We start from the raw sequence: 8215 nt of genomic DNA on the forward strand, positions 1-8215 counted from the left end.
CCCTTGTGCCGTCGTGGGCGGGGCGGCCGTCGCTGTCTCGGGGCCGCCCGGCTCTCCCCTGGTGACGCGGCTCCCCCACAGTCAGGTTCTGGCCGCGCCGCTCCCACCCTAATCGCCAACCACGGCCGCACGGCAGGGCGGCCGGTCGACCGCCGTCCGTCCCGTCCGCCGCGGGCGACCTGCGGGTGACCAACAGATGGCGAAACGGGACAGGTCAGTCCATCCGGCGCGCGGCGCCGAGCAGCCCGGTCTCCGCGTCGGTCGCCTGGGTCATCACGAACTGCCGGTCGCCGGCCGTGCACCACAGCGTCACGCCGTCCGCGAGCGTGGACAGCGCCTCGGACTCACTCTGCGGCAGATTCATGATCCGCCCGATCTGCGCGGCCTCGTCCGGGGAGACGCGCTGCACCCCGACCAGACCCGACTTCTCCATCAGCCGCGGCGCCACCGGGCTGAGATACGGCAGCAGCGTCACCACCGACTGCCAGGGCGCCGACACCACACGGCCGCGCGGCGGGCGCATACCGCAGTCCCGCACCACGACCACCGGACTGCCCGCCGAGGCACCCTGCGGCGGCACCCGGCCGACGTCGTGCAGCGTGATGCACGGCTGCCCGCCGCCCGCCGCCTGCGCGAGCGTCGTCCAGGCGTGGGCGCGGCCGGTCTCCACGGCGACCCGGGCCCCGGTCGCGGCCGCCCGCAGCGCCATCACCTGCGCCGTCCACAGACCGCCGATGAGCGTGATCTCGTACGGCGAGGGCCGGTTGATGCCGAGCACGGCGGGCCGGCCGGCCGCGTCGACACCGATGACCATGCCGTCGTCACCCACGGGCAGCGCCAGCGCCTCCAGTTGGTCCAGCGGCAGGGCGTGCCGGTCGCGGCGCGGCCCGATCAGCCCGAAGCCGATCCGGGGCCGGCCCGGCCGTCCCGTACCCGTACTCCGTACGGAAGGGGCCGACGAGGCGGAGGAAGGAGAGGAGACGGACATCAGCGGGCACCCCCGAGCGGAAGAGTCGCGAGCACGCCGGGCAGCTGCTCACGGTCGAGCCGTACGAGCCCGGTCTTCACCCCGCGCGCGGCGCGCTCCAGTTCATGACGGGCGGCCAGCAACTCCTCGTCGCTGCGCCCGGTGATGCGAACGTGACCGGTGACCGTCACTTCCTGACGGTCCCCTCCGGCCAGGGTCAGACTGAACGTCGTCGCCAGCGCCGGCAGCGAGGTCAGCAGCGCGACCAGCTGCGGCATCGGCGCGCCCCCGCCACCCAGCTGGGGCCAGCGCCCCACCCAGTACGTGGTGTGCCGCCGGTCGTCGCAGCGCCAGGTCCGCGCGGTCTCCTGGGTCCGGCGCCCCGGCGCCTGGGAGCGGCCCGCCTGCGCGATGGCCAGCGGATTGGCGCAGGAGGAGGTGGCGATCGCGCCGGTCAGCTCCTGCTCTGTGAGCACGGTCGCGGAGAAACCCGCCCCGGCCAGCCGGCTCGCCAGCTGGTCCGCGGCCCGTACGACGCACTTCTGCGCGCCCTGAAGACCGCCACCGCGCGCGGCGACCGCCTCCGGGCACAGTTCGGGGTCGAGCTTGAGCGCGATCCACGTGATCCGGACGGCCGGCGAACCCGTCTGAGCCTGCAACGGCACGTAGTTGCGCGCGGCCATCGACTGCTCGGGCAGATGCGGCGCGGGCGCGGGCTGGGTGTGCTGCACAATCTGCGCCGACTCCAGCCGGATGCCGTCGACCTCCAGCACGTCCCGTACGAGCGCGACCGGCAGCGGTCGCGCCGAGCGGTCGGGCCGCAGCGCGGTGGCGTCCGATTCGACCTGCAGGACGACCGTCAGGAACGTACCGTCGCCGATCATTCCCACCGGCCGCCGGTCGCGGTCGCTGAAGGTGTACGTACGCAGCGCCGGATCGCACTCGACGACCGGTGCGAGCCCCGGTTCCGTACCGGGCGGTGGGACCTGCGAGGCCGCCTTGCGGGTCCGGGCGCGCAGCGCCAGCACGGTGGCGAGCCACTCCGGCAGGGACCGGCGGTGCCGGCGCACGACGGCGAGCAGCACCAGCAGCGTGGCGGCCACACCGGCCGGGATCAGCAGCATCGGCTCGACCACCCAGGCCACCAGCAGCAGCGCCGCGGCGACCTCGACCAGTACGAGCTGTTGCAATCGGAACGATCCGAAATGCCCGGGACGGGCCTTGAGGCGAGGAGTGGCGGTCCCCTGCGACGGCACCGTGCTCGGCGCGGCCGGGGCAGGCCGCGTCTGCGTCGCGGAAGCCATGATGGGCAATCCCCCCAATTCGTCCCGATCACCCTGGCCTGCCAGGGCTTTGGCGGCTGGATCACCCTACCCGCCCCACAAGCACCACCGGACAGCAGGCATAGTAGGGGGCCGGTCCGACAGCCGGGGCCCGGGTGCCATGCTCCCCGGACCCCCGTGTGGAGACTGTGCCTTTCGAAGATGGGGACTCATGGCATCACGGCGGGATGAGCTCAACGCGTACACCTTTGCGAAGAAGCGCACGGTGGCCGCATTCCTCCAACCCTCTCCCTCGGGTACCGAGGAGGGGGCACCGCGTCCGCTGCGCGCGGTGGTGCCCAGTCTGATCGTCGCCGCGCTGATCGTGGCCGGGTTCGGCGCCTGGGGCATGTTCAAGCCCAACGCCCCCAAGGGGTGGGACGCGCCCGGCACGAAGGTCATCGTGGGCAAGCAGTCCACCACCCGCTACGTCGTCCTGCAGACCGGCAAGGGCAAGGACAAGAAGACCCTGCTGCACCCGGTGCTCAACCTGGCCTCCGCCCGGCTGCTGCTGACGCCGCAGCAGTTCGCCGTCATCCAGGTCGAGGACCGCATCCTCGACGCGGGCAAGCCGCCGCGTGGCCCGATCCTGGGCATCCCGTACGCCCCCGACCGCCTCCCCAGCCACACCGAGGCCGCCAAGGCCAAGCGCTGGGCGGTCTGCGAGCAGCCCGGCGGCGGCAAGGGCGCCAGCGTGCAGAAGGCCACCTTCGTCTTCGCCGACCGGGACTTCTCCCGCACCGACGGCAAAGAGCGGCTGACCGGCGGCCAGGTCCTCTATGTGAAGGGCCAGAAGGGCTCGCCCCGCTACCTCGTCGACGCCGAGGGGACGAAGTACCTGGTCCGCGGCAAGCCCGCCGAGGCGGCCGGTCTGACCACCGCCCTCGTCGGCCTCAACAAGGAGCCCCAGCAGGTCACCGACGACTGGCTGAACACCCTGCACACCGGCAGCCCCATCGACTTCCCCGTCGTGCCCGGCAAGGTCGGCGACGACGCCGGCATCGGCGGCGGCCTGACCAAGACCGAGGACCGGGTCGGCATGGTCCTGCTGGCGCAGACCGGATCCGGCCCGCAGCACTACGTGGTCCTGCCGGGCAAGGTCCAGCCGGTCTCCGACTTCATGGCCTGGCTGCTCATCAACTCGCCCCAGACCGACCTGCTCGACATGGACGGCAAGGCCACCCCGGTCGACGCGGCCTCCTTCACCCCGGACGGCAAGACCTTCGGCTCCGACCTGCGCTGGCCGCAGAAGAAGGCCGAGCAGACCAACGCCACCGGCGGCGACGACGCCCGCGACACGGTGTGCAGCGTGCTCCGCGAGGTCGACTCCAAGGGGCGTACGACGCTGTCCACCTGGGCCGGTACGAAGTACCCGGCCGAGATCACCGCCGGCGGCACCAGCACCTACGTCACGCCCGGCAGCGGACTGCTCTACACGCAGGTCCGCGGCGCCCAGACCAAGCCCGACGGCTCGCTCTTCCTGGTCACCGACACCGGCCTGCGGTACGCCGTGCAGGCCAACGGCGACAGCGACGCGGCCCGCTCAGAGATCGGCGCGGGCGCGCAGGAGAAGCAGCAGGACGGCCGGCCCGAGCCCAGCCAGGCGCAGATCCGGCTCGGCTACCAGAACGTCGTCCCCACGCTCGTGCCCATCGCCTGGTCGGAGTTCCTGTCCAAGGGCCCCCGGCTCGACACCAACAGCGCGCGCCAGCCGCAGGGTTCGTGAGGGGGAGTGCCTGCCATGCCGTACCGCACCCCTGCCGTCCTGGCCGCCGCCACGGCCCTCACGGCCCTGCTGACGCCGCCCGCCGCCGCGTCCCCGGCCGCCGCCCCCGGCCCGTACGCGCTCGACGGCGGCGGTGAGTGCACCTTCCCGATGAAGAAACAGATCGAGGGCACCCCCTGGCCGCTCCAGCGGGTGCTGCTCGACGAGCTGTGGCAGGACACCAAGGGCGCGGGGATCCGGGTCGCGGTCATCGACACCGGTGTCGACGACATCAACCCGCAGCTGAAGAAGGCCGTCGACGCCAAGTCCGGGGCCGACTTCCTCAAGCCGCTGAAGGACGCGTCGGACGACGCGAACGCCAAGCGGGGCAAGACCGACGGCACCGTCGACGAGGTCGGCCACGGCACCAAGGTCGCCGGGATCATCGCCGCCCGCCCCCGCAAGGGCACCGGGTTCGTGGGCCTGGCACCCGAGGCGACGATCATCCCGATCCGCCAGAACGACGAGAAGAACAGCGGCAAGTCGGACACGATGGCCAAGGCGATCGACCACGCCCTCGCCAAGAAGGCCCGCGTGATCAACATCTCGCAGGACACCACCCAGCCGCTGACCCAGAACTCCGACCTCGGCAAGGCCGTCGCCCGCGCGCTCGCCGCCGATGTCGTCGTCGTCGCCTCCGCGGGCAACGACGGCATGGACGGCAAGCTGAAGAACACCTACCCCGCCGCATTCCCCGGCGTCCTCGCCGTCGCCTCCTCCGACCGCAACAACGAACGCGCCGTCTTCTCCCAGTCCGGCACCTTCGTGGGCGTCGCCGCACCCGGCGTGGACGTGGTCTCCACCGTCCCCGGCAACGGACAGTGCGTCGACAACGGCACCAGCTTCTCCGCCCCGTACGTCGCGGGGGTCGCCGCCCTGCTGCGGGCCAAGTACCCCAAGTGGAAGGCGCACGAGGTCGTCGCCCAGATCGAGCAGACCGCCGAACGCTCCATCAACGGCCATGACAACCACGTCGGCTGGGGCGTCGTCGACCCGGTCCGCGCCCTCGACGGCGACGCAGGACCGCCGCAGGCCGCCACCCCCGACCCGGCACCGCCCAGGCCGCCGGCCCCGGAGCCCGCGCATCTGGCCATGACGGAGACGCCCCAGGAGCGCGCCGAGCGCCTCGCGACGTACGCCCTGGGCATCGGCGGAGTCCTCGTCGCGGTGGTCGCGGGCAGCGCCACGGTGATCCGCGACAGCCGCCGCAAACGCGCCAGGTGAACCAAGTCTCCATACATGACTTTGCAGTTGGAACTGTCGTATCAAATGGCTAGAGTGGCGGCTGGGATTACGCGAGTGATCCAGCACGGGGGCGGCATCACGAGATACCCGTCCGCATCACGACCGGTCACGGGGGCCACGCGGCCGCCGTCATCGAACGAAGAAGGGGCAAGATGTCGAAAGACCTGAATGTAACTAGTGCCGATCAGATCAAGCTCGCCGGCCGGATCCAGGACTTCCACGACGAGCTGCAGGCGCGCGTCACCTCGCTCAACAGCGTCGTGGACCGCATTCAGGCGGGCTGGCAGGGCGCGGCCAGCAAGGAGTACGACCGGGTCCAGAACGACCTGAACCTGCGTCTGCGGAACATGCGGGTCGAGCTCGTGAAGCTCGAGGAGATCATGCGGATGAGCGCCGACGGCTTCACGCGTGAGGAAGAGGACCGCATCAAGTCCTTCCGGAAGATGGACGACACCACGCAGGGCCAGAGCGCCATCCTCGGCATGGCCTGAGCGTCGCCCTTTTCCGAGACTTCCGCGTACATCCGCCACAAGGAGTAATCATGACCACTGCCGTCAATTACGACACGGTGACGCAGGCGGCGGGCGACGTCCGTCTGACCGCCTCGCAGCTCAACCAGAAGCTCGACGACCTCATGGCCGAGGTCAACCGGGTCGCCAACGCCTGGGACGGTGAGGCGAAGACCGCCTACCGCGAGATCCAGGACCGCCTCACCCGCGACCAGTCGGGCATGAACACCGACCTGAAGCGCATCGCGCAGCTGCTCGACGAGTCCGTCATCGGCTACCAGGACACGGACAAGGGCAACGCCGCCCGCTTCCGCATGATGATGTGACCCAGCACCACCACGCGTAAGGGGGGTGCCCGCACCAGCGGGCACCCCCCTTACTCATGTCCTCTGCTACCGCAGATCGAACTCGCCGTCGCGCGCGCCCAGCACGAAGGCGTCCCACTCGGCCTTCGTGTAGCGCAGCACCGTGTCCTTGTCGAGCGACGACCGCATCGCCACCGCCCCCCCGGGCAGATGAGCGATCTCGACCCGCTCCTCGTCCGCACTGGTCCCGGGCGCCCCGTGCCACTCCACCCCGGAGATGTCGAGGGCGTAGAGCTCTTCCTTCTGACGTTCCTTCTCGCTGGCGTCAGCCATCGGCGCGGTCCTTTCCCGGTGCTGTGAACGAGCCTGTGAGGCACCTTACTTGCCGAGACGCTCCGCCGTGGCGCGTACGTCCGAGACCGGGATCCGCACGGAGACACGGCCCCCCGGATTGAGCTTGAGACCCATTTCGGGCGGCAGCAGCCGCGCCAACTGCGCGCACTCCACCGGCCGCAGCCGCGGCACCGTCGCCGGAGCGTGGCCCGGATGCGTCAGCACGGGCACGAACTCACCCTGCTCGTCCGTGTACACGGCGATGTCGGGCCCGTCGTCGGGGAGGAACACCGTCGCGGCGGCCAGCGCCTCGACCACGGCCTCGTCCGGACCGTGCCCGGTCGCGGCGCGCTGGAGCGCGGCGTCCACCGCATCGGTCGGCGCGGGCATCCCCAGGCTCACGGGGGAGGGGCGGTAGTTCGGATTGTGCTGGAACGGCCCCGGGTCCCCGTAGTTGTTGACCGGCCACGCCCCGATGATCGCGAAGGGCGGCACCTGCCCGGCCGGGTCGTACATCGGGTCGATCGAGTACAGCCAGCTCCCGGGCGCCCGCTTGGCCTGCGCCCGCAGCTCGTCGGTGAGCCGCGGAGTGGCCGGCCCCGAGGGCTCCCTCGCGCTCGGCCGCCGCATCGGGGTCTCGAGCAGCCGCCGGTACGCGGCGTCCTGATCGGCGAGCGTCATCACGGCCTCGACCGGGGCGTCGTCGAAGAGGCCCACCATCTTCTCCGGATCGGTCGGCTCACCCGGCGTGATGACGTAGGCCCGGTCGGTGCCGCTGCCGGCCACCATCCCGCTCTGCCGTACGTCGGGCCGCGCACCGTTGACGGCCAGCAGCCAGCCCCCGGCCTCCAACTGCCGCCGCACCTCCGCCAGCGCGTGCGACAGGTCGTGATTCCGGCCCTGTACGGACCCCCAGGGCCCGGCCGCCTCCACCCCGTACGGCATCGGCGCGCCCTCCTCCCGCCACCAGCGCAGGGCACACCGTGCCCGCTCCGTGCCGCGCACGGCGGTGGCGTCGTCGCGGCTGCCGAGGAGCGTCTCGCTCATTGGGTCCATCCAGGGGGTAGCAGGCTAGCGGGTGGTGCGGTGGGTGCGGGGCCGCCGCCGGCCCCCGCATGCGGGTTGTAGTGAGGATTGGGCGTGAACTGATTCGAGCCGTCGGGCAGCTTCTCCCAGACGCCCTTGATGTTCTCCGTACGGACGCCGCCCGGGAACGCGATCTCGCTCTCCTTGGCGTGGATGTTGTTCGGAATGGAGGCGTTGACGTCGATACCGTTGGGGGCGTCGACCTCGTAACGATACTTCGACCCCCACGCGAGCGCCTCGTCCCGGGTGGTCGCCACGTACACGGAGTGCTGGTTGGACAGCACGTAGTTGTCCAGGTCGTAGTTGTGGTTGTTCCACGGCTTGAAGCCGTCGCGGAAGATCTCGTCCGGGCTGCGGTCGTCGTTGCGCCACAGCGGCTCGTCCGTCGTGCGCCATACGGCGTGGTCGGGGACCTTGTCCGGGTCCACGGACCGGTCCGCGGCCGCGTGCAGCTTGTCGTGGACCGTCGGCGGGTGGCTCGGCTGGTCCGGGATCTTCTGCTGGGGCAGCTCGTCGAGCTGCTTGCCGGCGCCCTCCAGCGCCGCCTCCGCGCCCTCCTTCGCGCCGACCCGGATACCCGTACGGACCCCGCCCAGACCCTTCGTACCGAAGATCTCGGGCAGGAGCCGGCCGAGGCCTTCGCTCGGGTCCTTCTTGAAGGATTCGATGAGGGCGCCGGGGAT

9 protein-coding genes are annotated in these 8215 nt (G+C 71.3%); 4 read left to right on the top strand and 5 right to left on the bottom strand.

Annotated features, from left to right (window positions below; all coding sequences use genetic code 11):
* Window positions 1-214: 214 nt before the first annotated feature.
* Both IEZ01_RS24950 and eccE read right to left on the bottom strand, forming a co-directional pair.
* Window positions 215-988, bottom strand: a complete 774-nt coding sequence (locus tag IEZ01_RS24950) for a hypothetical protein (protein ID WP_019889876.1) — start codon at window positions 986-988, stop codon at window positions 215-217.
* A complete protein-coding gene (gene eccE, locus IEZ01_RS24955; RefSeq protein WP_028798050.1) occupies window positions 988-2271 on the bottom strand; it encodes a type VII secretion protein EccE in 1284 nt (427 codons plus the stop codon). Before eccE ends, IEZ01_RS24950 begins: the two co-directional genes overlap by 1 nt.
* Window positions 2272-2461: 190 nt before the next feature.
* Here eccE and eccB point away from each other — a divergent pair, with 190 nt between their 5' ends.
* From eccB to IEZ01_RS24975, 4 genes are all read left to right on the top strand, one after another.
* Window positions 2462-4015: a type VII secretion protein EccB gene (gene eccB, locus IEZ01_RS24960; protein WP_189203870.1), complete on the top strand. Its 1554-nt coding sequence runs from the start codon at window positions 2462-2464 to the stop codon at window positions 4013-4015.
* Window positions 4016-4030: 15 nt separating this feature from the next.
* The gene (gene mycP, locus IEZ01_RS24965; RefSeq protein WP_019889879.1) at window positions 4031-5278 is read left to right on the top strand and encodes a type VII secretion-associated serine protease mycosin; all 1248 of its coding nucleotides are present in this window, start codon (window positions 4031-4033) and stop codon (window positions 5276-5278) included.
* Window positions 5279-5451: 173 nt separating this feature from the next.
* Complete coding sequence (locus tag IEZ01_RS24970; protein WP_019889880.1) at window positions 5452-5790, top strand: WXG100 family type VII secretion target; 339 nt, start codon at window positions 5452-5454, stop codon at window positions 5788-5790.
* Between the two features lie 50 nt (window positions 5791-5840).
* Window positions 5841-6134: a WXG100 family type VII secretion target gene (locus IEZ01_RS24975; RefSeq protein WP_019889881.1), complete on the top strand. Its 294-nt coding sequence runs from the start codon at window positions 5841-5843 to the stop codon at window positions 6132-6134.
* A 66-nt stretch (window positions 6135-6200) separates the two neighbouring features.
* Here the strand turns inward: IEZ01_RS24975 and IEZ01_RS24980 are convergent, their stop codons facing one another.
* From IEZ01_RS24980 to IEZ01_RS24990, 3 genes are all read right to left on the bottom strand, one after another.
* A complete protein-coding gene (locus IEZ01_RS24980; RefSeq protein ID WP_019889882.1) occupies window positions 6201-6446 on the bottom strand; it encodes a DUF397 domain-containing protein in 246 nt (81 codons plus the stop codon).
* Between the two features lie 45 nt (window positions 6447-6491).
* Window positions 6492-7493: a type VII secretion system-associated protein gene (locus IEZ01_RS24985; RefSeq protein WP_019889883.1), complete on the bottom strand. Its 1002-nt coding sequence runs from the start codon at window positions 7491-7493 to the stop codon at window positions 6492-6494.
* Window positions 7490-8215: scabin-related ADP-ribosyltransferase (locus tag IEZ01_RS24990; RefSeq protein WP_189203872.1), on the bottom strand; the 726-nt coding region annotated here is incomplete at its 5' end. The genes IEZ01_RS24990 and IEZ01_RS24985, both read right to left, overlap by 4 nt.

Origin of the sequence: Streptomyces purpureus, assembly GCF_014648195.1 — a bacterium.
GTDB lineage: Bacteria > Actinomycetota > Actinomycetes > Streptomycetales > Streptomycetaceae > Streptomyces > Streptomyces purpureus.